Below are 24,590 nucleotides of genomic sequence, written 5' to 3'. Positions count from 1 at the left end.
AAAGCGCTCTGTTTGTCATTCCGTAGAAATCTAGCGTTTATCCTCTCACTCCCAAACCCTCAAACTCTAAAGCTCTCCCACTCTCAAATCTCTCCCCCAACTCTCCTCAACTCAAAAACTCCAGAACCTTCTTCCACTCTTCTAGCTTCTTCTCAAAGGAAACCGTATGAAGCGGGCTTGTAGAAGGGAGTAAAATGACAGGCAGTTTATAACTTTTTCCTAACAGCTTCTGTAAGTTTTTATAGGATTTTCCACCATTGCAGAAAATGGCTTTGACATTGGGGTGTTCTTCCATTAGTTCAGCAATCTGATTGGCTTCTTCATTTTTAATTTCAGAATCCAAACTTCCTTTTCGCTCGCAGGTATCGATGACATCCCAAAGCGCGATATGATGTTTCTTTATGGTTTCAATTCTTTGCGTATAATCATCTGTAAATTCTTCGTTCAGTAATTCAAAAATGATTTTCCAGAATTTGTTTTGTGGATGGGCATAATATTGCTGCATTTCCAATGATTTCACGCCGGGAATTGATCCTAAAATTATAATTTCAGATTGGGCATCAATAAGGGGTGGAAATGAAGAAATACGGTTTTTCATATTCAAATATAGAGAGATTTAATTTATTTTCATCAGGCTGGAAGCTGGGAGCTTGAAGAAGGAAGTTATTGAGCTTATGAAAACAGCTTTCCCATATTTTCATCTTTTCAAAGACTGATATCATTAATATGGTAACCACTATAAATGTTAAGATTAACATTAACTTCCAGCTTCCCTCTTCCAGCCTCCAATAGTCTGAATTTAATTCCCTTAACCGAACTTCGTTTATTTAGGTTTTGGCTAAAGCCGTTGGATTTTTCATCATAAAAAAAAGCGGGCTAAAGCCCGCTCCTATTGATATTGTATTCTTATTTGTCTTATAAAGTCTCCTTCAACCAGTCGAAGAATTCTCTCTGCCATACCAATCCGTTTTGTGGATGAAGTACCCAGTGGTTTTCGTTAGGGAAATACACCAGTTTAGATTTTAATCCTCTTAATTTTGCAGCCTGGAAAGCTTCCTGCCCTTGCTCGTAAGGAACACGGAAATCAATTCCTCCCTGAACGATCATGATAGGTTTGTTCCATTTATCTACAAAATTGCTTGGATTGAATTCTGTGTAGGCCTTTGGTTGTGGCTTTTCCCATGGTGAACCAAGATCCCAGTTTGCAAACCAAAGTTCTTCAGTAGTTAAATACCAAGATTTCATATCAAATAATCCATCGTGTGCGATGAACGTCTTGAATCTGTTTTCATGGATTCCTGCCAGCATAAATACACTGTATCCTCCATAACTTGCTCCTACAGCGGCTACTCTGTCACCGTCTACATAAGGTAATGTTTTTGCAAAATCCGTTGCTGCCAGATAATCTCTCATGGGCTGTCCGCCCCAGTCTCTTGAAATTTCTTCATTCCATTTTGTACCCCAGCCCGGCATACCTCTTCTGTTGGGTGCTACCACGATATAATCGTTGGCTGCCATCAGAGCAAAGTTCCATCTTACGCTGAAAAACTGAGTAAGAGCAGACTGTGGACCTCCCTGGCAGTATACCAAAGTAGGATATCTTTTGTTCGGGTCAAAGTTCGGTGGATAGTGGAACCAAACTCCCATTTCTTTACCGTCCGAAGTTTTCACCATTTTAAGTTCAGATTTCCCCTGAGCCAACTTAGCATAAGTGTCTTTGTTCGCTTCAGTCACCTGCTTCATTTCTCCGTTTTTAACGTTTACAGAGAATAATTCTGTTGCATGGTTTACGTCTGTTCTTCCTATTAAAAGTGAAGTTTTATTGTCTGTAAAGATTTCGTTGACGTCAAAATCTCCTTTGGTGATCTGCTGTACTTTTGCAGATTTTGAATCAAGGGCAAAAAGCTGCTTTGTTCCTCTGAATGCCGCTGTAAAGTAGATTGTTTTTGAATCTGCTCCCCAAAGCACATCTCCGGAAACACTTTCGTCCCAGCCAGAAGTAAGGTTAGTTGTTTTCCCTGACTTCCAGTCCATGATTTTCACATCATTTTTATCGGCTTCATACCCATCTCTGGCCATGCTCTGCCAGATCAAAGATTTTCCATCCGGGCTGAATTTAGGGTTTACATCATATCCTTTGTTGGATTCTGTAATATTTTTGGTTGTACCTGACGCCAGATCGTAAGCAAAGATATCTGTATTGGTACTGGTAGAGTACTCTTTACCACTTTTAGGTTTTGTAACATATAAAAGCTGTGCAGAATCCGGGCTCCAGATAAAATCTTCAGCACCCCCGAAAGGTCTTTGAGGAGAATCCCACATTTTCCCTTCCAACAGGTCTTTTGCGCCCTCTGCTTTATCAGAAGTATTCACTACAAATACGTGGTTGTATTTCCCTTCATTGAAGTAATCCCAGTGTCTGTGGTTCAGATCTGTGTATACCTGAGCGGTTGTTTTAGGAGTATCACTGAATTTGTCTTTCCCCATTACTTTTTCTACCAACACCTGCTTACTGAAAGCAATTTTCTTCCCATCAGGAGAAATTACAATGTTATCAGCTTCACCGATGGTATAAAATTCTGTCCAGGTTTTTCCGGCATCTTTAGAAAGGTAAATTTTGTCTCCTTCCTGAGCATAAATTCCGTTTTTATCCCACTGAATAAGTGCTTTTTTACCGAAATCAATTTTGGAAGACTGATTATTAAGAACATTCAGAAAATAGTTCTCATTTTTCGTTTTTTCTGTTTTCAGATCTACCTGTCCAACTTTATAGATAAGGGAACCCTGATCTGGTGAAACTGCCTGTACCCCAACTTTTTTCAAAGTCCAAAGAATTTCAGGCGTCATTACTTGTTGTGCATTCATTAAGAGCGGCGCTGCCAAAGCCAGCAGACTGTACTTAAGTTTCATATGTTGATATTCATTTTTTAATGGAGGTACGGAATCCTTATGATTTCACACCTCCTTTTATTAAATTCAAAGATTGCCAAAGTTAATATTTAAAATAAAAACGGACGAAAGAATTAACATTTAAGTTTCCTAAAGTTCAAAAATAAATCATTTATGTATGGGCGAATTTTATTAATTTTAGAGAAAACAAACTAATACCCATTCTTCATGAAAAAATTACTACTTTTTTCCTCATTTTTCGTATCCTCATTCTTTTTTTCCCAGCTAACCATAAGTCCTTTTTCCAATCATTATTATAATGCTTATCAGGCCACTATTAATGGAAACGGAACTATTTATTATACGACTGATGGAAGCACTCCGACCCTGAGTTCAACTTCAGCGGTTAACAATGTGCAGATTCCTATTGATCAGAATAAAGAAATCAAGGCATTTCTTGTCAATGGACAGGGAATTTCCTCGGCTGTCATCAGTAAAAAATATTATACAGGAAGTGTTCCTTCTGCGGTCATTTATTTTAAAGTTCCTTCTACCTGGACATCAGGAAGCTGTGTAATGATCGATATGGTGAGCCCCAATTCAATTGACGGGTTTGCGATGGACACATTCTGGCCGGGAGTGATCATGCAGCCTGCAGGATGCGAATCCTGGTATAAGACTACCCGGGATTTTGAAAGTGCCAATGTGCGTTTTAATAATTGTACTCCTTTTGAAAATATTCCTGCGACTATAAGTACGAATTTGATTCCTATGGGAAGTACTTTGTATTATGATTTTACGGACGGAGCGATAACAACTCCGCCGTCATGCTTATTTTTAGCGGCTCAAGAAACTTTGCCACACAATAAAAATGTATTAATCAAGGTGTATCCGAATCCTGTTTCAGATATTGTAAAGGTAAATACTGACAGGTACTTTCAGGAGTATGAGATCATAGATACGAATGGAAGGGTGATTTTAAAGGATCAGTTTGTAAAAGAAATTTCTATTCATCACCTTATTTCAGGAAATTATTTTCTAAAACTGAAAGACTCGAAAGGAGATTTGGTTCTACTGAAGTTCATCAAAAAATAAAAAAATCCGCTCGTTGGGCGGATTTTTATTTTGATCTGTTATGATTTTAATTACTCTCCATCCGAGAACATTGAGTTCGCCAGTGAAGTAACGATTGACAATAATATACTGAAGATAAATGCCCACCAGAAACCATCTACAAACATGCTATCTATGAAATAGTCTGCAATCAGTACAATTCCGGCATTGATTACCAGGGCAAAGAATCCTAATGTAAGAATGGTCAAAGGAAGACCAAAAAGACTTAAAATAGGCTTTACAAATATGTTAAGAACCCCAAGCACAATAGCAAAGATAATGGCTGAAGAAAATCCTTCAAATTGTACTCCCGGTAAGATTTTAGTTAAAAGATAAGCAACAATTGCTGTGATAAATAATCGGATAATTAAGTTCATTGAGTTATTTTTTAATGTTGATGGGATGTACTGAGCAAAAGCTATTCCATTTTAAACAAAAAATTCTACAAAACCCCTTTGTTTAAGGAATATTTCAACCTTTATTTCCCTTTATATTGTTATTTTATTTTCATCATGGTTACTAATGAAGTGGCAACATGACTTTCAGAATCAGAGCCTTCGGTTTGAACGTAGATTTCCGTTCTCACTACAATTATTCTTCCTCCTCCTTTGAGAACATAGGATTTTGAAACCAAAGCATCACCCATGGCAGGACGAAGATAATTCACCTTCAATTCAACGGTTACCACATAACAGTCTTCTGCATAATGACTCACCGATGCATATCCTGAAGAAACATCCACCAGAGAAGCAATCATAGCCCCGTTGAACATTCCGGCTTTTCTGGTCATCATTTCTATTTTGGGAATCTTAATGGATACAAAATCGGTTTCTACTTCCAGCAGTTCTGCTTTATAGAATTGTAAGGTTTCTGAACGGTTGAAGCTGTCTGTAATAAGTTTTCTTTTCTCTGGAGTCATGAATTTTATTTTAATCAAAGATAAGGACTGCAGCCTTTTTTATTTCAATTATATTCAAAAAATTTCATTTAAAAAGCCGTTCCACATAAGATGAAACGGCTTCTTTTTGAGCTTCTAAACTCTGAATTAAACAAACGATAACTTCTCTGATGAACTTGATATTTTCAAATGATGGTCTTCTTTAATCATATCAGCTGCTTTTTCACCAATCATAATGGTAGGTGCATTGGTATTTCCGGAAACCACATCGGGCATAATGGATGCGTCTGCTACTCTTAATCCTTTTATTCCATATACTTTCAGTCTTGGGTCTACAACAGACTCACTGTCGATTCCCATTTTACAGGTTCCTGTCATATGATGGTAAGTGGAACATGATTTTTTAATATAATCAATCACTTCTTCTTTTGTTTTTCCTTCTCCTGGATAGATCTCACCATCATTCCATTCTTTCATTGCTTCTGTTCTTCCCATTTCACGGCAGATTTCAACGCAACGGTAAAGAGCGTCCAGATCAGATTCCTCAGAAAGATACATTGGATTAATTTCCAGTGGTGCAAAGGGATCGGAAGATGTTAATTTAATATATCCTTTACTCGCAGGTCTGATAAAGCCTGCGCAGAATGTGAAAGCATCTTCCGGTCCTGTAAATCCGGGGCTGTAATAAGGCAGTCCCATGAACAAAGGCTGCAGGTCAGGATATACCATTTCATCTTTACTTTTCCAGAATAGTTGTGCTTCCAGTAAATTAGCTTGTGGGGCAGGAATCTCTTTTTTAGCTTTAAAAATAACACTGGTCAAAAGGTGATCCTGAAGGTTTTTTCCAACACCTTTTAAGTCTTTTACCACTGAAATTCCCACTGATTCCAGTTCTTCTTTATCCCCGATTCCGGAAATCATCAGAAGCTTCGCAGATTCTATGGTTCCACAGGATACGATGACTTCTTTTTCAGCTTCTACTTCTATTAATTCGCCGTCTTTTAAATACTGAACTCCGATACATTCGTTTCCTTCAAAAATTAATTTCTGAGCCAAAGCATTGGTATGAATATGTAAATTGGTTCGGGATTTCACCGGGTCTAAAAATGCTTTAGCAGTAGAACATCTTTTACTATCTTTTCCTGCAGTCAGGTGATTAAGACCCGCTCCCCATATTTCTTTGTTAAAATCATCTGTCAAAGGATAACCCAATTCTTTACAGGCTTCAATAGCGCTTATTGAAATCGCATTCGGATGTTTGATACGGCTTACAAAAAGCGGCCCCTCTCCCCCATGAATATCGTCTCCTCCATCTTCGTGGGTTTCAGATTTTTTAAAATAAGGTAAAACGGTATTCCAATCCCAGCCCACACATCCTTTATAAGCCCAGCTATCATAATCCTGCTGATGCCCTCTGATGTAGATCAACCCGTTGATAGAACTTGAGCCACCCAATGTCTTACCACGAGGCCAGTATCGGGTATTCCCTCCTGCATGTTCCTGCGCCACGGTATGATAGGCCCAATCTCTTTCGGTATTCCATACGGCAGGCCATCCTGCCTGTTCCTGTACCTCAGCAACTTTATCATCAGGACCTGCCTCCAGCAGAAGCACATTTATATTTTCGTTTTCGCTTAATCTATTGGCTATTACAGCTCCTGCCGAACCGGATCCGACAATTATAAAATCGTATTTCATGAGTTTTAATTTGATTTTTATTTTTTGATACTGATTACTTTAGGAACTGTGACTGCTTTCAATCCTTCAATTCCAAATTCCACTCCATATCCGGATTGTTTTACTCCTCCAAAAGGAACAAAAGGATGAATGGCACCGTGCTGATTGATCCATACTGTTCCTGCTTCCAATTTTGCCGCTACATTTTGTGCTTCGTTAAGGTCATCGCTCCAAACTGAGGCTCCCAATCCGGTTTCAGAATCATTGGCTTTACTGATAGCTTCTTCCAGAGTTTTATATTTAATGATAGGCAATACCGGCCCAAATTGTTCTTCGTCTACAATTCTGTTTCCATTATCTACATTTCCGATAAGGGTTATCGGGATAAAATATCCTTCCAGATCTGGTTTTTGCCCTCTGAATATGAAATCAGCACCGATATTTTCAGAATCACGGATCAGATCCTGAATTTTATCGTACTGCATTTTATTCTGAATCGGTCCTAAAACATTGTTCTCATCTGCGCCATTCCCCATCGGAATGTTGGAAGAGTAGTCTGCCAAAGCCTGAACTACTTTTTCATAATCTTTTTCATGAACGTATAATCTTTTTAAGCAGGCGCAGGTCTGCCCCATATTTAAGAAAGCTCCCCAGAAAATAGAATCGATGTGTTTGGCTACATCAAGACCGGGCAAGATAATCCCGGCATCATTTCCTCCACATTCCAAGGTTAGGCGTGCCATATTTTTAACAGAAGCTTCAATCACCTTTTTCCCTGTTGCAATAGATCCTGTAAACATAATTTTTCCAATTTCAGGATGAGCTGTAAGATAACTGCCTACTTCACCCCTGCCGGTAACGACCTGTAAAAGGTTTTCGGGAAGCACGCTGTTGATTACTTTTATCATTTCCAGACTGCAGAAAGTGGTATATTCTGAAGGTTTGATGATGACCGCATTTCCCATTCTGAGTGATGGAATAATCTGCCAGATCGCAATCATCAGAGGCCAGTTCCAGGGAGCAATCGCGGCAACTACTCCAATTGGGTTTCTGTATACAACGTCTTTCCTTGTTTCATCTTCAAAGACAATTTCTTCAGGTAAATCCAGTGATGCAGGAACTTGTGTCCAACCTACACAAGCCTGCATTTCGAAATGGGCTCCAGGACCATTAAGCGGTTTTCCCTGCTCACGGGTGATCCATTCTGCCAGATGTTTTGAATTTTGCTGCAAAGCTTCCGCAACTTTTAATAAAATGTCTTTTCTTTCTGAATCTGGTCTTGCTGACCATAGTTTTTGGGCCTTTTTTGCTTTCTCAATTTTAGCATCAATCTCCTCATGGGAAGTATTGGAAACTCCGCCTATAACCTCTAAGGTAGAAGGATTTAGGGATAAAAAGTAGGTGTCTGAAATATGAGTTTCTTTGGCTAATGATGTATTTTCCATTGTTTTAATTTATTTTGTATTTTACGTAGTTCGAAAATGGCAATAACATGATATAAATCATTTACCTATTCTCTATTTTTTTTAACCTAAACTCTACCTATCATGGAAAAGATCGAAGAAAGAACTGTTTTCAGCATTCCTTTTGGTGAATTGAATGTATTTGAAACGAATGTAGTGTGCCACGATTTTCCTTTCTTTTTTGAAAAGCCTGTCATTACGCTTATGCTGAGTGGCAATAAGATCATTCGCAGTGAGGATGAGACTTTTGAGTTTAATGAAAGAAGTGTATTTATTCCGCCCTGTAATAAGGAACTGAGTATAGATATTCACCCTGTTTTCAAAGAGCCCACAAAATGTCTGGTATTGAATATAGAACAGGAATATATTGACAGTGTATTTTCTGAAGTGATTGAAACCTGGCATCCGGACTGGGACAGAACGGGAATTATGATGAAGGAAAATATGGTAAAAAAGTTTGTAAGCTCAGATGAATCTTTGTGGAGAAGCCTTACCAATCTTTACAACAGAAGAATAGACAACAGTATGTATGGTACCTCAGATTTTCTTTTAAGTTTAAGTCTGAAGGAACTGATCTATGAGCTGATGAAGACCAATGCAAAACATATTCTGTTGTATTCTGACAAGGCAGAAAATGTACAGAACGGACTGCAGGAAGTGGTTCATTTTATCAAGCAAAATTACAAAGAACCGATTACCATAAAGAAACTTTCCGTGATCGCAGGAATGAGTGAAGCCAATCTGTTTAAAAAGTTTAAGCATTCCTACAACTGTACTCCGGTAGAATATATTATCCAGTTGAGAATAGAACACGCCAAGCAGCTATTAATAAGCAACCCCGAAATTGGGATTAAAAATATATGTTTTGAATCCGGTTTTAATACACTGGAGTATTTTTACAGAAAATTTACCCAGATCACCGGAAAGTCTCCGAAGAAATTTAAAATAGATTAATATAATTGAGGCTGGAAGATGGAAGAGAGAGGCAGGAAGTTGATATCTGTCTTTTCATTTCTGGTAGCTATCATTATTTAATAAAGTAATCATCTTATGTATTGTAAAAAAGTGTTCATCATCTTAAGTTTTCTCCTATGCTGCATTTTTCATGCACAGACTTTACATTTGTATGGAGGTGCCGACCAGGATCAATATCTGGGATGTCTGAACTGTGATAATTTTGATAAAAATTCGATATGGAATAAGTTTAGTGACTACGGGAATGTGTTCAGCTCAAAATCGATCTGGAACACCTATGGAAACTATGGAAGCACCTACAGCACCTATTCTCCATGGAATACTTATGGAGCATATCCTCCGGCAATCGTTGATCAGGACGGAAATTTCTTTGGGTTTCTTACTTTGAATCCTTATAAATCCGAAAGGTCTGAACTGGAACTGGCTATGATTTTATGCAAGCATCATGAGGAGATTAAGAAGGATGTTGGCGGTTGGTATGAGAGGTTGTTCCGGTAAACCACCCCGTCAAAAATTCTTTGAATTTTCGCCACCCCTCCAGAGGAGGGGAATTTTCACGTCTTCAGTGGTAATACTTGTTATTAAAACAAAATTGCAAAGTACAGAAAATATAGGGTTGGATTTTAATAGGTAAAAATCTAGCGCTTTTGACTGGCTGTCAAAAGGTCACGGTTTCGAATCCCGTATTCTCCACTAAACAAGTACGATTCAACTTGTCCCCTTTACTCTCGCAGATTAAACGGATTGAGCAGATTTTTTTTATAAATAATGATTAAGCACTTAGCTAAGTTGTACCTGAAAGTCATCAGTTAAAGTCAAAATACCTTCTGCAAGTGCTTCCGGATGGGTAGTAAATCCTTTCAGCTTCGATGTTTTTCCTTTTAAAACTAAATCTAAAAGCTGTTTATCAGACAATTTTTTACCGAAAATTTCGAAGGTAATTTTAAAGCCACAGTTTTTAAAATCGGAACATCCTACGGCTGTTTTTCCCTTGATCAGATTGTGCTCTTTACATTTCGGGCATTTCGTTTCTTCCCAGGACTGAAGTTCTTTTTTCTGTGCAGGTTCTCTTTTTTTCTTTTCCTTCACTTCTTCTTTTTCTTCTCCCTGCAGTGTAATCACTTTTCCTTTTCCATACACTACTTTCTCAGTCAGTTCTGTAACCATCTGAATCAGTTCTTCTTTGAAGAGATTGGCTTCATACTCCCCTTTTTCAATTTTACGAAGTTTGGATTCCCATTCTCCTGTCAGTTCAGGACTCTTTAGCAGCTCGTCTTCAATGGTATCAATCAGCTGGATTCCGGTTTGGGTAGCGATGAGGTTTTTCCTTTTCTTCTCAATGTATTTTCTTTTGAAAAGGGTTTCGATGATATTCGCACGGGTAGATGGTCTTCCGATCCCGTTATTTTTCAACATTTCACGCAGTTCTTCGTCCTCTACCTGTTTTCCGGCAGTTTCCATGGCTCTCAGCAATGTTGCTTCGGTATAAGGTTTTGGAGGGGTAGTTTTCCCCTGGTGAATCATGGGATCATGCGGTCCGGTTTCCCCTACAATAAATTCAGGAATCGTCTGTTCTTCCTCTTTTTCTTTTTCCTTGTCGGTAGATTCTTCTTTCGGCTCTTTAGCATAAACGGCTCTCCATCCCGGTTCCAGAACTTGTCTACCGCTGGTTTTGAAAGGAATAGTTCCTACTTTTCCTTCTACCAATGTATTGGAAATTTTACATTCCGGATAGAATACGGCAATAAAACGCTTCGCAATAAGATCATAAATCAGTTTTTCTTCCCTGCTCAGATTCTGAGAAGGTGGGATTTCCGTAGGAATGATCGCATGGTGATCGGTTACTTTTGCATCATCAAAAACGGCTTTTGATTTTGGAATCGGAGCTTCCAATAACGGAGCAATTAATTCCTGATAAGGATACATTTTCTGAAGAATACCCCCTATTTTCGGATATAAACTTTCTGATAGATAAGTGGTATCAACACGCGGATAGGTCACGTGTTTCTTTTCATAAAGGCTCTGGATATAATTCAACGTATTTTCTGCTGAATATCCATATTTTTTGTTGGCTTCTACCTGAAGCCCGGTCAAATCGAAAAGTCGTGGATTTTTTTCTTTTCCTTCTTTAATCTCGAAAGAAACGATCTCAAATGGGTTTACTTTAAGATATTCCAATCCTTTTTCTGCCCGTTCCAACGTTTTTAAACGGTCGATCGCAGCATTGAAAATGACATCACGATATTTGGTTTTCAGTTCCCAATATTCTTCTGTGGTAAACGCATCAATTTCTTTCTGACGCTGAACCAGCATCGCCAATGTCGGGGTCTGAACCCTTCCAATGGAAAGAACCGCTTTATTTCCTCCAAATTTCTTGGTAAAAAGCCTTGTGGCATTGATTCCCAATAACCAATCTCCTATCGCTCTGGCATTTCCAGCCAAATACAGATTTTTATAATCTTCTGCAGGTTTTAAGCTCGCAAAACCTTCTTTGATAGCTTCTTCCGTCAATGAAGATATCCATAAACGCTGGATGGGTTTGTTGCATTTTGCCTTCTGCAATACCCAACGCTGAATGAGTTCTCCCTCCTGCCCGGCATCCCCGCAGTTAATGACCTCATCACATTCCTCAACCAATCTTTCAATCACTTTAAACTGATTTTCAACACCTTTATTCGGGATCAGCTTGATACCAAAACTGCTTGGAATAATTGGTAGTGAAAAGAGATTCCATGATTTGAACTGAGGACCGTAGTCATGAGGCTCTTTCAGGGTGCATAGGTGTCCGAACGTCCATGTTACGCAATAGCCGTTTCCTTCCATATAGCCTTGCTTAGGCATGGTAGCGCCCAATACTTTGGCGATATCTCTGGCAACACTGGGTTTCTCGGCAATACATAATTTCATGAACTCGGGTTTATGGAAGGAGTGCAAAAATCGGGATTTTTTTTGACATTGCAAATTTAGTTGAGGGTTAAAGGCTTGGAGTTGAAAGAGAGGAAATTACGTTTTGTAATCTAAAGATGTAAAGTTTTACAATGTATACCATCAATTTATTTAAACGCAAAAGCTATTGGATTCTATTGTTTATTTGAGGGAGCAAAGAAATGCGACTAGAGTCGCTGATAAGCGAAATGATAATCCACAAGCTTATAAAAATCAATGAAGTTGATTCCATCTTTGCTCTCTTAGAATTTTTTAAAAATTTATTAAACTTTGCGTTTAAATAAATTGCTTGTTAGATATGTAATCGTGATCATATTTTTTATAAAAAAGCCCCCTTATAAAAAGAGGGCCAAATCAACAATGTAATGAAACTAGGTTCATTATTTCTTTTTTGCTTCTGAAATGGCGTCGGCAATTCCTCCGCCTGCAGTTTCAAAGAAAGCAGGACCAGCCAGAAGATATACTTTTTCTAATTTTTTTGTGGTGGATAGTTTGTGTTCTTTCAGGTAATTTTCAGAACGGTTGGCGTGTACGATTCCCCTCACTACATTTCCTGCTATCAAGGCAGTTGGAGAATCTATTCCGGCATCTTTCAGATCACTGGCAAAGGCAAAATTGGTAACACCTAATCTCATGGCTTCACGGGCTGCTACTTCTCCTACAGAAGTCATCAGGTCAGGGGTAAATTTGTTTCGGTCACCTAAACCGATCAGTAATAATTTCTTTGCAGACATCGATCCGGCAGGTGGTGTAATTAAAATAGTTTCCAAAGAATGTCCCTGAAATTGCCCTGTTTTTCTAAGGTTGGTCAATTCTCCTTTTAAAGCTTCATCCAGATGAACCAATCCGTTCAACTTGGCTGGTAATGCCTGAGCATTGAAGATGTCTCCTTCTGTATATTCGAAAACACAGGCAACCTGAAGCTGGGTATCTGCTGATGAGGGACCTTGTACTAATCCTACCATGGAAATTCCGTCTACGGTTCCCCATGTTTTGGAAGTTCCTATGGCTGTTGTTTTTGCAGGAGCTGTGGTGGTGGTTTGTGCAAAATTGAGTGTAGATAATGCTAAAGCTGCGATTACTAATGATTGTTTTAGTGTATTTTTCATGTGGTTTATTTTTTGTTATTTGTTACGGGGTGCGGGGTGCGGGTTATTTTCGTTGCGGGGTCTGGGTTTTGTTTGTTGGATAACGCAAAGGCGCTAAGTTTTTTTAGGTTTACGTTTTTAAGGCGCAAGTCGCTTCGCTCCGGATAGTTTTTCTATTTCTTTTTCAAAGGTAGTTTCTGTGATGGAGAGGTGCATTGATGTGGGATAATTTTGTTATGGGATTCGGGATTCGAGGTTCCGAGATTCGGGAAGCAGGTTGCGGGTTTTGATCTTTTAAAATTTAAATACAATTCTGGAATTGATGAAGAGTCCGTCTTTGTGGTTGTCTATTACATCGTTAATGAAGGCTCCTGTATTAAAATATTGTATTCCTGTATTAAAAGTTAAAAATGTATTGATCTTATAATTAAAACTTCCTAAAAAAGCGGTTCCTATATATCTTTTTTTTGAGTTTGAAGATGGTAGATTTAACGTTCCGCTGGGTCTGTAAATTCCATCCTGGGTTGAATATCTCCAGTTGAAAACGACATCTGCCTGAACTGTTATTTTTTTACTCAAATCAATGGTTGCATAGGGATGAATATCAATTAAATTCACGGGGCCGATCTGAGGATTAAATCCAAAATACCCACCTTTCGGATACAGAGGATTGAATGTTCCTAATGTTCCATCTCCTTTATTGCGGTCTCCTGAGATATAATCATTTCTAAGGTTGATGGTCGGTTTTCCTTTTATATTTTCAAACATATATCCCACGTCTGCAGAAGCTGTCCATGCGCTGATATTTCCTTTATTAAAATTCCCAAACTGATAGGCAGCTTCAAAATTGTAAATAAACCCTCCTCCATATTTCCAGAACCTCCCGCCGAAAGTATGCCTGTTCTCATCGGAAAGTCCGTCCTCAAAGCGCACATCCTTTCTGTGAATACCCAAATAATACAGCTCCAGGTTTCCGCTTTTAGGAATAATCCATGTGTTGTAGCTTCCCCAAAGATTGATAGATTTTGAAGAGGTATTATCAAATGCCCCGGGACCAATTTCGCTGGCCGCCATCATAAAGGCATCGGATCTGAAATTTCCTCTTTTATACATGAATTTCAATCCATCAAAATAGAGTCTCAAATTCGGTCCTTCTCTTACTGAGATCAGTCTTCCGCTTCCATAATCCAACTCCTGTCTTCCTGCACGCATCGTCAGTTTTTCTTTTTCATTTTTCAGAACATCCACCTCAATGAATAGATTTTGAATATTCAAATGGTCTTCGTCAATAGGTCTGGGTCCGTTTTTTCTTCCATTTTCCCAGGCACTTCTCACCTGCCCGAAAATTCTTACCCGTGAGCCCAGATGTAGATCTGCATGTGCATTGTATCTTTGAATCAGAAAAGGATTGCTTCCAATTCCCATTCTCCCCCAATCTTCATTATTAAAATCTACAAATTCCAGTCTTGCTTCTCCTCCCAATGAGAGATAATTGTTGTTGTTTTCTGCAAGCGGTATGTATTTTATGGAGTTGTAGAAAGTCTTTGCTGAGTCTTTATAGGAAGCATAATCTTCATCAAACCTCATCAGCTTAAACTGAGCAGAAAGCTGAGCCGGAATAAAAATCTGCAGAAACAGTACAATAGCAATCAGTTTTTTCATGATGATTTCTTTGTTAAATAATTGTCCACAGAATATCTCCCAGCCCCCATAAACAGTAAAAAAAGGTAACACAAACTGTACATAAAAGGAGTATCTTTCACCAGTAATGCATCATTCCAATGAAGAATAAAATAGCCTGTAAGCGTCACCGCCAAAATGGGTAATACAGCAATTCTTGTGAAAAAACCAAAGATCACAAATACCGGAAATACCAGATTGGCAGCATCAGCAAAAAGACTGTTGAATGCTTCAGGAAGATGCAGCGGGTTCGGAACCTGTTCTGCTTCTGAAACCCCTACTCCTATTTTTTTTAATCCGTGAGCTATGATTAGTTCTACAGAAAGTAAAACTCTGAATACTAAAAGTGCCACATCGGTTAGCTTTCTTCCCGGATTGGTATTGGTGATGATATGGATTATTTTTTTCATGATTGGAATTAATTTTAGCTATGAATTAAATTGATTGTCGTGACTCTATTAATGCTGGGCAAACCACCCCGTCAAAAATTCTTTGAATTTTCGCCACCCCTCCAGAGGAGGGGAATTTTCACCCCTTCAGTTGAAGTGTTTGTGGCTTTCGTGAGTTAAAAATTATTTTGTTTGGTAACCTCCATAGTATTTTACCGGTGACCAGTCTGGGATAACAGGAAGCGGTTGTGGAGCAGCGGTTTTGTAGGTTTCGTCTCCGCACACTACTTTACCGTCTACGATAGTCAGTTTTGAAGTGATGTTTTTGATTTCTTCATCATTGACTGTGAAATAATCTTTATCCAAAATGGTAAGGTCTGCAAAGTATCCTTTTTGTATTTTCCCTTTCTGATAGTCTTTGATGAGTTCATATCCTCCATAGGTAGAAAGTGATAATGCTGTTTTTCTATCCAGTGTATTTTCTTTACCCATCACCTGAGTTCCTCCTATTGTTTTTCCTGTTGTGATCCAATATAAAGCCACCCATGGATTATAGCTTGCGACTCTTGTTCCGTCTGTTCCCAATCCTACAGGAATTCCCATCTCCAACATTTTTTTCACCGGAGGCGAAGTTAAAGCAGGTTTTTTGCCATATCTGTGGATGAAACTTTCTCCCTGATAAGCCATTCTGTGCTGTACTGCAATTCCTCCACCCAAAGCTTTAATTCTTTTCATATTATCTTCGGTAACGGTTTCTGCGTGATCAATAAACCAGACCAACCCGTTCAAAGGAGTTTCTTTGTTGACTTCTTCAATGACATTTAAAAACCTGGTGATACTTTCATTGTAAGTCGCATGAATTCTGAAAGGCCATTTATTTTTCACCAGAATGCTTACTACTTCTTTCATATTTTTTTCCATAGTAGCCGGAAGTTCTGGTCTTGGGAAAAGAAAGTTTTCAAAATCGGCACCGTCTGATACGAGGTTTTCGCCTCCGCCGTTGACATGATAATCGATTTCATTAAAATCATTGTGACCATGGTCGTCAATCTCTACCATTCCAATCCATTTGGTATAATCTGCAAGTTCGGAACCTTTCTTCTGGGCAAATAAATAGTAAGGTAAGCGAACAGTAATTTTTCCTTGTTTATTCAGCTTATCCGTTGTTCCATAGTCATCCGGAAAATTCTGAAATCCACCTCCTGCATCCATTACTGCAGTCACCCCTAATCTGTTCAGTTCTGTCATGTACTGGAGGGTAGAATTCACTTTTTCCTCTTCTTTCAACTCCGGCAGTTTCGCTAATGTTGAATAAAGAATAAATGCATTGGGTTCTGCCACCAGTAATCCCGTAGGATCTCCGTTATTGTCTTTTTCGATTAATCCTTGTGATGGATTGGGAGTATCTCCATTGATGTTCAGTTCTTTTAATCCGGCTTTGTTTAGCCAGGCTTTTCCATAAAGGTACATGATGAACGTGGGTACATTTCCTGTAGCTTCATTAATTTCAGCCAGTGTGGGAAGTCGTTTTTCTTCAAACTGATATTCATTCCAGCCTCCGATCACTCTTACCCATTGTCCTTTGGGAGTTCTCTGAGCTTGTTCTCTGAGCATTTCCAATGCTCTTTTCAAAGATTTCACTCCATCCCAGCGAAGTTCCGTATTATAGAATCTGCCTCCGCGAATCACGTGCAAGTGGCTGTCAAATAATCCAGGGATCACTCTGTTTCCTTTGGCATCAATGACTTTTGTATTGCCGTTTTTTAATTTTAAAATCTGGGCATTGGTTCCTACCTGTAAGATTTTGTGGTCTTTTATGGCAACAGCCTGTACTTCGGGATTTTTATCATCCATTGTGGTAATTTTCCCGTTGGTGATGATCATGTCTGCTTTCTGAGCATGCAGGATTCCTGCACCCAAAACTGCGGAAAGTGTAAGTATATTCAGTAGTTTCATTATTTTCTATTTTTAGTTGGAAGGTTTCGGCAGGCTTTCAGCCTGCCGAAACAGCACCATTAATGTTTCAACATTTCCTGAGCATACTGAATTCCAATACCGTAAGCACCACCATGTTTTTTCATCAGATCATTAACGGGTTTATACGTTTCTTTTCTTGCCCAGTCTCTCTGCAATTCCAATACATACTGAACAGAAGTGATGGGATGTGCCCCCGCCTGAACCATACGCGTGATCGACTGATCGTGAGCTTCTTTAGAAATATCACCTGAAGCATCTGTTACTACATATACATCATAACCTTCATCAATAGCTGATAATACAGGGCCTACAATACATACACTCGTCCATAATCCTGCAAAAACCAATTTCTTTTTATTTTTTCCTGTAATCGCTTTGTGGGCATTAACATCTTCCCATGTATTCATGGTAGTTCTGTCTACATATCCGCTTGTTGCTTCAGGATATACTTCTGAAATTTCCGGGAAAACAGGTCCGCTGAATGACTTTTCTGCCACTGTTGTTACCACTGTAGGAACATTAAATATCTTTGATCCACCTGCTACCAGTGCTACATTATTTCTTAATTCTTCCATGCTGATGCTTTTTGTTGCGAAAGCCATTTGTCCTTCATGGTCTATAAGTACTACGGCATGATTGGTAGGATTTAATAATGATTTACCAGGGTTTTGAGCGGTTGCTGTTAATGATAATAGACCAACTGCAAATGATAGGATTAATTTTTTCATACTATTTAAAAATTTAAGGGTTGTTATTTTTGTTGAATTTTTTATTTATAATGTCATGGGTACTTCCATCAAAAGGATTTCTGTACCTTCTTTAAGTGCTTTGATAGTAATCTCCTGAATATCCCAGACTCCGAATCCATCACGTTCTTCAATGGTCTCACCGCCTATTTCTGCGCTTCCTTTAAGGATAAAAGCATAAATTCCATTTCCTTTTTTTCTGACCAGATAAAGTGTTTCTGTATTCTGATCAAAAGTTCCCAGATGAAACCACGCATCCTGATGGATCCATACTCCTTCGTCATCTGCATTGGGAGATAGAATCTGCTGAAACTGATTGTGACCTTTTGTTTTGTCTAAAGTGATCTGATCATATCTCGGCGTAACATTTCTTTTTTTCGGATAAATCCAGATTTGAAGGAATTTTACAAGCTTATCACTGTTTTTATTAAATTCGCTGTGCATGATTCCGGTTCCTGCACTCATGACCTGAATATCTCCGCTTCTGATCACTGCTGTATTTCCCATGTTGTCCTTATGCTCAAGGTCACCTTCCAAAGGAATACTGATGATTTCCATATTATCGTGAGGATGTGTTCCGAAACCTCTTCCAGATTCTACTTTGTCATCATTCAGAACTCTTAAAACTCCAAAGTGCATTCTTTCAGGATTATAATAATTGGCAAAACTGAAAGTATGCTGGCTCAACAGCCATCCATGGTCTGCTTTCCCTCTTGAATCTGCCCTGTGAATCACAGAGTTTTCTTTTATTTTTGATTCTGTATTGGGAAGATGATTGTATCCGATCGGTTCTAGTGGTTCGATCTCATCGATGTCATTTTTCATAGCACTGGCCAAAGAAGCTGATGCTACAAACATTCCTGTTCCCAATAATCCTTTCTTTAAAAAATCTTTTCTGTCCATATCAGATTGTTATTTGTTCTTGTTTGATAGGACAAATTTAGAGAGACCAGAAACCCTGCACATTTAACTAGTTTAATAAATGACTTTGCAGCAAAAAAAAATGCCGGATACTTTTGTATTCGGCAGTGTGATTAGATTGGATTGTTTTTTTGGGAAACGCAAAGGCGCAATATGTGTATTATAATGCTTATTAAGGCGCAAGGATTTTATCTACAAAACCTGTGAGATTATCGATGATTATATTTTTTTGTTCTTTTGCCTTGAAGCAAAATGAACCAAAAATTCAAGACTTAGAAACTTCCGCTAAAAATGAAATCTGTTCTCTAAAAACTCTAAACTCGTGCGGTAACAATGTATATTGATGATCACCATTTCGTCCGCACTGAGACATAAGAGTTTTCTTAACGTTCCATTTTCTTAGGTCATTTCTTACAACCTGTATATAATGAAGTTTTACTTTTCTTTTGAAGCAAGGCGCTTTCTAATGGTACTTACAAATTCTTTTGAAACACCGAGATAGGAAGCAATATAGTACTGTGCTACACTTGTGGGATTGAAGGATATACTTTGATGAATTCAAGGATCTCTATGGAATGACAAGGTGTACGGATAAGCTAAACATTGTATTTGTCATTCCGTTGGAATCTAGCCTTATACTTTTCATATTTTCACAATATTTACCCTATTCACAAATACCACAACTGAAAACGTAAAAATCCCCCTATTCCGTAGGAGTGGCGAAAATTCAAAGAATTTTTGACGGGGTTATCATAATTTCGAATGAATCTACATATGTGTCGAATCTGCGTTATCTGCAAAATTTTCGAGAATTATAGTCATTATTTTTTTGTTCTTTTGCCTTGAAGCAAAATGAACCAAAAGTTCAAGATTTAAGAAACCTCCGCTAAAAATGAAATCTATTCTCTAAAAACTCTAAACTCGTGCAGTAACAATGTATATTGATTATCACCATTTCGTCCGCACTCAGACATAAGAGTTTTCTTAACGTTCACAGAGTTCATTTTTTTAACGCTCCATTTTCTTAGGTCATTTCTTACAACCTGTATATAATGAAGTTCTACTTTTCTTTTGAAGCAAGACGCTTTCTGATAGTACTTACAAATTCTTTTGAAACACCAAGATAGGAGGCAATGTAGTACTGTGCTACCCTTTGCGGGATTGAAGGATATACTTTGATGAATTCAAGATATCTGTCTGAGGCGGTTTTGGAAATGGTATTGACCAGTCGGCTCTGTAGTGTTGCCAAATTCCTCTGTACCAGCATTCTGAAAACTCTTTCGAATTTAGGGATTTCCTGCAGTAATTTCTCTTTTGTTGTGGGATTCAGCATATAGATCTCCGAATCTTCCAGGGTTTCAATATAAACTTTAGAGGGTTTCTGTTCCTGAAATGATGCAATATCACTGATCCACCAATCTTCAATGGCAAACAGTAAAGTAACTTCTGTACCGTCATCATCCAAACAATACATTCTCACACATCCTTTGTGAATATACCCTTCAAATTGGCAGATCTCTCCTTCTCTAAGCAAAACCGTTTTCTTTGGAAACGACTGGCAAGCAAGCAGATCTGTGAACGTTTTTTCTTCTTCGGGAGTAATTGAGATAAATCGTGTAATGTTTTTGATGATATTTTCGAACATAATGTAGCGTTTATCCCTGCAAATTAGGAAAAAGACTGTAAACTTCATTCTTTAGAAGTCCACTTCCTCCTCCATAATGATCGATCACTTTAACCTCTTTATCTAATCCTGCACAAAATACTTTAATATCTTTCTCAAAATCTTCTTCTAAGCCAGCGCTTAAAAGGACAATATCTACCGTATTTTCTTTTAAATATTCATAACAGAAATTCTCGTCACTTTGTATTTCTGCTGTCCAGCCTTCATTATTTTCTATAATTCTTTTTAAAGTATCCAGAATTTCCTGGTTCTTTCCAATCACTAAAAAATGTAATGTTTTCATTTTGTTCAATGTTTATATTATTGGCTCAAAGCGAAAGAGCAAAAAAGTTTTTATCTACCCTATTCAGAAACCTCGCAACCTGAATTTTGAACCTCATATCCACTCTCATAAACTCCTAATACTCTCAAACTCTCCCACCCTCAAACTCTCCCACTCAACACCTCGAAACTCGTATCCCGACCCCATCCTACAAATGCTTATTCCCTGTAATTTTCAGTTCATTCAGGTCCAGCTGTGATTCTGCTTTTCGGATCTCATCGTCACTGAAAAGTTTTTCACGTTTCATTTTAAACAGTTCTTTTCTCTGCAAGGCAAATATATCCAGCATTACTTTATGATATTCTGCCATATCATTTTGTCTGTTGGTGCACATCTCAATAGAACTTAAATGATTCTGATGAAGTTTGATATCACTTTCCAGCGCCTTTTTAAGATTCTCAAGCAGACTATTGCTGTTCACCGCTTCATTATATTCTTTATCTAGTTTGTGAACGGCAAGCTTATCCAGCCTCATCTGAATTCCAGCCTGCTGTTCATGGGAAGGAAGAATAGGGTCTATCTCCCCGATCTTGATTAATTTAATCACCAAAGGCAATGTCAATCCCTGAAATACTAAGGTCACAAAAATGACTACAAATGTGATAAAAATGATCAGATTTCTCATGGGAAACTCTGCTTGCGAATTCATCATTACCGGAATCGACAAAGCTGTTGCGAGAGAAACAACTCCTCTCATTCCTGCCCAGCCTATAATCAAAGGATTTTTCCATCCCGGGTTTGGGTCACGTCGGGCTTTTTCATTGAACCATCTTGGAAGATGAGCCACGGGATAGATCCATAGCAGACGCACCACAATAACGATGAGACTTATTATTAAACCATATTTGATTCCATCCATTAATGAAGTTTCCCCTAATCCATTGATGATATCCGGAAGTTCAAGACCTATTAATACAAAGACCAAGGCGTTCATTACAAAAATCATGGTGTTCCAGACTCCTGTCATATTGATTCTTGTGGTTCCTGTTTTGAAAATTTCATGAGCGCGAAAAGACATAAACAATCCTCCGCTCACGACAGCCATTACCCCTGAAAAATGAAAATGTTCCGCAGAAAGAAACAGAATATAAGGAGTCATCACTGTAAGTGCCGCATCAATAGCTGGTGTTGTAGGCAAAAAACGGTGAATGGCATAGAAGATATGAGCTCCTACAATCCCAACAACAATTCCCATCCCAGCTACCAGAAAAAACTGACCTGTCGCTTCATGCATTGAAAAAGCTCCTGTCATTACTGCCGCCAGAGCAAATCTGAAAACAATCAGGGAAGAAGCATCATTAATCAGACTTTCTCCTTCCAGTATGGCAAGGGTTCGTTTAGGAACTTTCAATCCTTTTAAGACGGTAGCAGCTGCTACAGCATCCGGCGGTGAAACAATTCCTCCCAATAAAAACCCTAATGCGAGCGTAAAACCAGGAATGAGCATTTGTGAAGTATACGCTACCACTAAAGATGTCAGAAATACCAACCCGAAGGCCAGCAGACTGATGGGGCGTTTCCATTTCCAGAAATCATTCCATGAGGTATACCAGGCCGCTTCATATAAAAGAGGGGGTAGAAAAATTAAAAATATAATCTCCGGATCCAGTTTTAAAACAGGTACTCCGGGAATAAGACTGATTCCTAATCCGGCAAGCACAAGAAAAATAGGATAAGCAATTTTGATTCGCTGTGCCAGCATCACCAGCATCATAACGAGTAATAAAAGTCCCAGGATTAAAAGGAGTTGTTCGTGCATGTTTTTTTAGTTAGAAATTAGAGGTTAGAGGTTAGGTTTTAGATTCCGGATTATTTAGGTTTTGGCTAAAGCCCATTGAATGATTTATATTATTAAGTGGGCTAAAGCCCACCGCTATTGAATGTTCGTTGCCTTTGTTTTAAGAATTTTTAAATCCCAATTATAAAGGTTAACCACAAAAGTCACAAAGTTTGTATTTTAAAATGTTTAAGAAAGTCTGATAGAATATTATATAAAGTTCAATATTAACTTATCAAATTCTTTGTGACTTTTGCGGTTATATTATCTATTTAAATAGTATTGAGTTGGCTAATTCAATTTCTTCTGTATTGATAGAATGTCCAAAATTGGCATAGACTTTCTCGGTTACGTCAGCATTCATTTCTCTCAAAATATTGGCTGTAGCGTATACCCTTTCTATGGGAACATGAAAATCAGGGTTGCTGGTTCCCAGAAAAACAGGGGTTCCGGCAAAGTCTCCTTTGTAATTTTCACGATTGATCTTATCTCCTATTACTCCACCGATAATGGCAGCTGCTCCACCAAACTTTTGAGCATTACGAGCCAAAAATTCAAGCGTAAGACAGGCTCCCTGAGAAAATCCGAAAAAGTATATATTTTCAGGTTTAATTCCTGCATTGATAACGGCTTTTACTGTTTCTTCAACCATTTCAAGAGCTGATGACAGCCACGGTTCGTTTTGTTCCACCGGAGCTATAAATGAAAAAGGATACCAGGTATGATTCAAAGCTTGTGGGGCTAATAACGCATACTCTTTTACATTCAGTTGTTGAGATAAACTCAAAATATCCTGAGCACTTCCTCCACGCCCATGAATCATAATCAGAGCTTTTTCTGCCTGCTTTAATGGTATTCCTGCTGTTTTTATATTTAAAATATGACTCATTATTTCTATCTGAATTTTTCTGTTGGATAATTGATTTTGGGAAGAACTTCGATAAGACGTTCTCTTCTTTTTTCAAACTGCAGTGGTAACATCAGATCTTCCCCTAAAAATGCTGCTTCTTCGTCTACATCGAACCCGGGACCGGAAGTTGCAATTTCAAACAAAACGCCTCCCGGCTCTTTAAAATATACGGAAGTAAAATATTTTCTGTCTTTCACTTCGGTATGTTCCAATCCATATGCATTTAATCTCTTTACCATTTCAAGCTGGGATTCTGCATCCGGAGTGGCAAAAGCCACATGATGAACGGTACCTCTTCCTGCTAATCCTTTCAATGCATTAGGAGTAGACAGCAGATCGACATATTTCCCCGGCATATTGTCTGTTCCCAATCTCAATCTGTCTGGACTTTCTTTGATTACTTTATGATCCATCTGAGTCATCAGAAGAGCGGCTGTTCTTTCATAAGCATCCTGCCAGATTTCTACATGATGAATTCCTTTTATGGCATAATCTTTTGGAATATAGCCGTTATAATATCCTTTTCTTTCGTCTTTATCATTAAAAACCAATTCAAGTCCCAATCCGTCAAAATCTTCAAGATAAATAAAAACTTCATCAGAAAGTCTTTGCTGTGGTTGCTTAAAAGGAATATTAAACTGTTCCAGACGGTTCATCCAATAATCCAGGGCATCTAATGAAACTGAAAAAGCAGTGGTATTAAGCATACCTTTACCATGTCTTCCATTGATAAGGTCTTTACCATACGGAAAAGTAGTCATAATCGTTCCCGGTGTTCCGTATTCGTCCCCAAAATAAAAATGATAAACATCCGAGTAATCAAAATTGACTGTTTTTTTTACTAACCGAAGTCCTAGAACTCCGGTATAAAAGTCTATATTTTCCTGTGCATTACCGGTAATTGCCGTAACATGATGCAGTCCTGTGATAAGTTTCATTGTGTTAAAATTATTAATTGGTTATTATGATGGAGGTGCGAGATTTCGAGGTTCGGAGTTCGGAATTTGAGTTGATACGTTCAAGAGTAACTTTATTCATCTTTTGTCTTTCACTTCTGTTTTTTAGCTCGAGACTCTCAAACCCTATTACTCTCTTACCCTCCGACTCTCAATCTCGAATCTCGAAAACCCGCATC

At 38.3% G+C, this 24,590-nt stretch carries 21 protein-coding genes; 3 read left to right on the top strand and 18 right to left on the bottom strand.

Annotation, left to right across the window (positions count from 1 at the left end; genetic code table 11):
• Positions 1–106 precede the first annotated feature (106 nt).
• Positions 107–598 carry a DNA-deoxyinosine glycosylase gene (locus tag C1634_RS05405; protein ID WP_109738009.1) on the bottom strand — a complete coding sequence of 164 codons (492 nt, stop codon included), beginning with the start codon at positions 596–598 and terminating at the stop codon, positions 107–109.
• 317 nt (positions 599–915) lie between these two features.
• The gene (locus C1634_RS05400; protein WP_103235523.1) at positions 916–2,910 is read right to left on the bottom strand and encodes a S9 family peptidase; all 1,995 of its coding nucleotides are present in this window, start codon (positions 2,908–2,910) and stop codon (positions 916–918) included.
• Positions 2,911–3,117: 207 nt separating this feature from the next.
• Here C1634_RS05400 and C1634_RS05395 point away from each other — a divergent pair, with 207 nt between their 5' ends.
• Entirely contained in the window at positions 3,118–3,984 is an 867-nt protein-coding gene (locus tag C1634_RS05395) for an FN3 associated domain-containing protein (RefSeq protein ID WP_109738008.1), read from the top strand.
• Positions 3,985–4,034: 50 nt separating this feature from the next.
• Here C1634_RS05395 and C1634_RS05390 read toward each other — a convergent pair whose 3' ends face one another.
• The 4 genes from C1634_RS05390 to C1634_RS05375 form a co-directional block, all read right to left on the bottom strand.
• Positions 4,035–4,379, bottom strand: a complete 345-nt coding sequence (locus tag C1634_RS05390; RefSeq protein ID WP_103234450.1) for a phage holin family protein — start codon at positions 4,377–4,379, stop codon at positions 4,035–4,037.
• Positions 4,380–4,498: 119 nt separating this feature from the next.
• A complete protein-coding gene (locus C1634_RS05385) occupies positions 4,499–4,921 on the bottom strand; it encodes a PaaI family thioesterase (protein WP_103234451.1) in 423 nt (140 codons plus the stop codon).
• Positions 4,922–5,047: 126 nt separating this feature from the next.
• On the bottom strand, positions 5,048–6,598 hold the full coding sequence (locus C1634_RS05380) for a GMC family oxidoreductase (RefSeq protein WP_103234452.1): 1,551 nt from the start codon (positions 6,596–6,598) through the stop codon (positions 5,048–5,050).
• 17 nt (positions 6,599–6,615) lie between these two features.
• Positions 6,616–8,022 carry an aldehyde dehydrogenase family protein gene (locus tag C1634_RS05375; RefSeq protein WP_103234453.1) on the bottom strand — a complete coding sequence of 469 codons (1,407 nt, stop codon included), beginning with the start codon at positions 8,020–8,022 and terminating at the stop codon, positions 6,616–6,618.
• 102 nt (positions 8,023–8,124) lie between these two features.
• Here C1634_RS05375 and C1634_RS05370 point away from each other — a divergent pair, with 102 nt between their 5' ends.
• Positions 8,125–8,994 carry a helix-turn-helix domain-containing protein gene (locus C1634_RS05370; protein WP_103234454.1) on the top strand — a complete coding sequence of 290 codons (870 nt, stop codon included), beginning with the start codon at positions 8,125–8,127 and terminating at the stop codon, positions 8,992–8,994.
• A 96-nt stretch (positions 8,995–9,090) separates the two neighbouring features.
• Positions 9,091–9,513 (top strand): hypothetical protein, encoded by a 423-nt coding sequence (locus tag C1634_RS05365; RefSeq protein WP_103234455.1) that lies wholly within the window; start codon positions 9,091–9,093, stop codon positions 9,511–9,513.
• A 282-nt stretch (positions 9,514–9,795) separates the two neighbouring features.
• On the opposite strand, the gene C1634_RS05360 is transcribed toward C1634_RS05365, so the two are convergent.
• The 12 genes from C1634_RS05360 to C1634_RS05300 all read right to left on the bottom strand — a co-directional run bounded on the left by C1634_RS05360 (position 9,796) and on the right by C1634_RS05300 (position 24,393).
• On the bottom strand, positions 9,796–11,922 hold the full coding sequence (locus tag C1634_RS05360) for a type IA DNA topoisomerase (RefSeq protein ID WP_103234456.1): 2,127 nt from the start codon (positions 11,920–11,922) through the stop codon (positions 9,796–9,798).
• Positions 11,923–12,341: 419 nt separating this feature from the next.
• Positions 12,342–13,070, bottom strand: a complete 729-nt coding sequence (locus C1634_RS05355) for a M17 family peptidase N-terminal domain-containing protein (protein WP_109738007.1) — start codon at positions 13,068–13,070, stop codon at positions 12,342–12,344.
• 273 nt (positions 13,071–13,343) lie between these two features.
• Positions 13,344–14,711, bottom strand: coding sequence for an alginate export family protein (locus tag C1634_RS05350; RefSeq protein WP_109738006.1), 1,368 nt, complete (start codon positions 14,709–14,711; stop codon positions 13,344–13,346).
• A complete protein-coding gene (locus C1634_RS05345) occupies positions 14,708–15,139 on the bottom strand; it encodes a DoxX family protein (protein ID WP_103235543.1) in 432 nt (143 codons plus the stop codon). The genes C1634_RS05350 and C1634_RS05345 overlap by 4 nt, the downstream gene beginning before the upstream one ends.
• A 162-nt stretch (positions 15,140–15,301) precedes the next feature.
• Positions 15,302–17,074 carry an amidohydrolase gene (locus tag C1634_RS05340; RefSeq protein ID WP_109738005.1) on the bottom strand — a complete coding sequence of 591 codons (1,773 nt, stop codon included), beginning with the start codon at positions 17,072–17,074 and terminating at the stop codon, positions 15,302–15,304.
• A 59-nt stretch (positions 17,075–17,133) separates the two neighbouring features.
• Positions 17,134–17,823, bottom strand: a complete 690-nt coding sequence (locus C1634_RS05335) for a hydrolase (RefSeq protein ID WP_103234375.1) — start codon at positions 17,821–17,823, stop codon at positions 17,134–17,136.
• Between the two features lie 45 nt (positions 17,824–17,868).
• Positions 17,869–18,744: a pirin family protein gene (locus C1634_RS05330; protein ID WP_103234376.1), complete on the bottom strand. Its 876-nt coding sequence runs from the start codon at positions 18,742–18,744 to the stop codon at positions 17,869–17,871.
• Between the two features lie 1,078 nt (positions 18,745–19,822).
• Positions 19,823–20,407, bottom strand: coding sequence for a Crp/Fnr family transcriptional regulator (locus tag C1634_RS05320; protein ID WP_103234377.1), 585 nt, complete (start codon positions 20,405–20,407; stop codon positions 19,823–19,825).
• A gap of 10 nt (positions 20,408–20,417) precedes the next feature.
• The gene (locus C1634_RS05315; RefSeq protein WP_109738004.1) at positions 20,418–20,729 is read right to left on the bottom strand and encodes a hypothetical protein; all 312 of its coding nucleotides are present in this window, start codon (positions 20,727–20,729) and stop codon (positions 20,418–20,420) included.
• 187 nt (positions 20,730–20,916) lie between these two features.
• A complete protein-coding gene (locus C1634_RS05310; protein WP_109738003.1) occupies positions 20,917–22,527 on the bottom strand; it encodes a Na+/H+ antiporter in 1,611 nt (536 codons plus the stop codon).
• Between the two features lie 286 nt (positions 22,528–22,813).
• Complete coding sequence (locus C1634_RS05305; protein ID WP_103234379.1) at positions 22,814–23,434, bottom strand: alpha/beta hydrolase; 621 nt, start codon at positions 23,432–23,434, stop codon at positions 22,814–22,816.
• A 5-nt stretch (positions 23,435–23,439) separates the two neighbouring features.
• Complete coding sequence (locus C1634_RS05300; RefSeq protein WP_103234380.1) at positions 23,440–24,393, bottom strand: VOC family protein; 954 nt, start codon at positions 24,391–24,393, stop codon at positions 23,440–23,442.
• Between the last annotated feature and the right edge of the window lie 197 nt (positions 24,394–24,590).

Source organism: Chryseobacterium viscerum, assembly GCF_002899945.2.
In the GTDB taxonomy this organism is placed as follows: Bacteria; Bacteroidota; Bacteroidia; order Flavobacteriales; family Weeksellaceae; genus Chryseobacterium; species Chryseobacterium viscerum.
Note: the sequence above shows the minus strand (reverse complement) of the source record. Positions and strands in the feature narration are given on the sequence as shown.

What these genes read in the sequence shown, in the direction of transcription:
- C1634_RS05405 (WP_109738009.1), bottom strand. Translation starts at nt 598, where the DNA reads ATGAAAAACCGTATTTCTTCATTTCCACCCCTTATTGATGCCCAATCT.
- C1634_RS05355 (WP_109738007.1), bottom strand. Translation starts at nt 13,070, where the DNA reads ATGAAAAATACACTAAAACAATCATTAGTAATCGCAGCTTTAGCATTA.
- C1634_RS05365 (WP_103234455.1), top strand. Translation starts at nt 9,091, where the DNA reads ATGTATTGTAAAAAAGTGTTCATCATCTTAAGTTTTCTCCTATGCTGC.
- C1634_RS05360 (WP_103234456.1), bottom strand. Translation starts at nt 11,922, where the DNA reads ATGAAATTATGTATTGCCGAGAAACCCAGTGTTGCCAGAGATATCGCC.
- C1634_RS05305 (WP_103234379.1), bottom strand. Translation starts at nt 23,434, where the DNA reads ATGAGTCATATTTTAAATATAAAAACAGCAGGAATACCATTAAAGCAG.
- C1634_RS05300 (WP_103234380.1), bottom strand. Translation starts at nt 24,393, where the DNA reads ATGAAACTTATCACAGGACTGCATCATGTTACGGCAATTACCGGTAAT.
- C1634_RS05330 (WP_103234376.1), bottom strand. Translation starts at nt 18,744, where the DNA reads ATGGACAGAAAAGATTTTTTAAAGAAAGGATTATTGGGAACAGGAATG.
- C1634_RS05310 (WP_109738003.1), bottom strand. Translation starts at nt 22,527, where the DNA reads ATGCACGAACAACTCCTTTTAATCCTGGGACTTTTATTACTCGTTATG.
- C1634_RS05350 (WP_109738006.1), bottom strand. Translation starts at nt 14,711, where the DNA reads ATGAAAAAACTGATTGCTATTGTACTGTTTCTGCAGATTTTTATTCCG.
- C1634_RS05375 (WP_103234453.1), bottom strand. Translation starts at nt 8,022, where the DNA reads ATGGAAAATACATCATTAGCCAAAGAAACTCATATTTCAGACACCTAC.
- C1634_RS05385 (WP_103234451.1), bottom strand. Translation starts at nt 4,921, where the DNA reads ATGACTCCAGAGAAAAGAAAACTTATTACAGACAGCTTCAACCGTTCA.
- C1634_RS05370 (WP_103234454.1), top strand. Translation starts at nt 8,125, where the DNA reads ATGGAAAAGATCGAAGAAAGAACTGTTTTCAGCATTCCTTTTGGTGAA.
- C1634_RS05320 (WP_103234377.1), bottom strand. Translation starts at nt 20,407, where the DNA reads ATGTTCGAAAATATCATCAAAAACATTACACGATTTATCTCAATTACT.
- C1634_RS05345 (WP_103235543.1), bottom strand. Translation starts at nt 15,139, where the DNA reads ATGAAAAAAATAATCCATATCATCACCAATACCAATCCGGGAAGAAAG.
- C1634_RS05335 (WP_103234375.1), bottom strand. Translation starts at nt 17,823, where the DNA reads ATGAAAAAATTAATCCTATCATTTGCAGTTGGTCTATTATCATTAACA.
- C1634_RS05400 (WP_103235523.1), bottom strand. Translation starts at nt 2,910, where the DNA reads ATGAAACTTAAGTACAGTCTGCTGGCTTTGGCAGCGCCGCTCTTAATG.
- C1634_RS05315 (WP_109738004.1), bottom strand. Translation starts at nt 20,729, where the DNA reads ATGAAAACATTACATTTTTTAGTGATTGGAAAGAACCAGGAAATTCTG.
- C1634_RS05340 (WP_109738005.1), bottom strand. Translation starts at nt 17,074, where the DNA reads ATGAAACTACTGAATATACTTACACTTTCCGCAGTTTTGGGTGCAGGA.
- C1634_RS05395 (WP_109738008.1), top strand. Translation starts at nt 3,118, where the DNA reads ATGAAAAAATTACTACTTTTTTCCTCATTTTTCGTATCCTCATTCTTT.
- C1634_RS05380 (WP_103234452.1), bottom strand. Translation starts at nt 6,598, where the DNA reads ATGAAATACGATTTTATAATTGTCGGATCCGGTTCGGCAGGAGCTGTA.
- C1634_RS05390 (WP_103234450.1), bottom strand. Translation starts at nt 4,379, where the DNA reads ATGAACTTAATTATCCGATTATTTATCACAGCAATTGTTGCTTATCTT.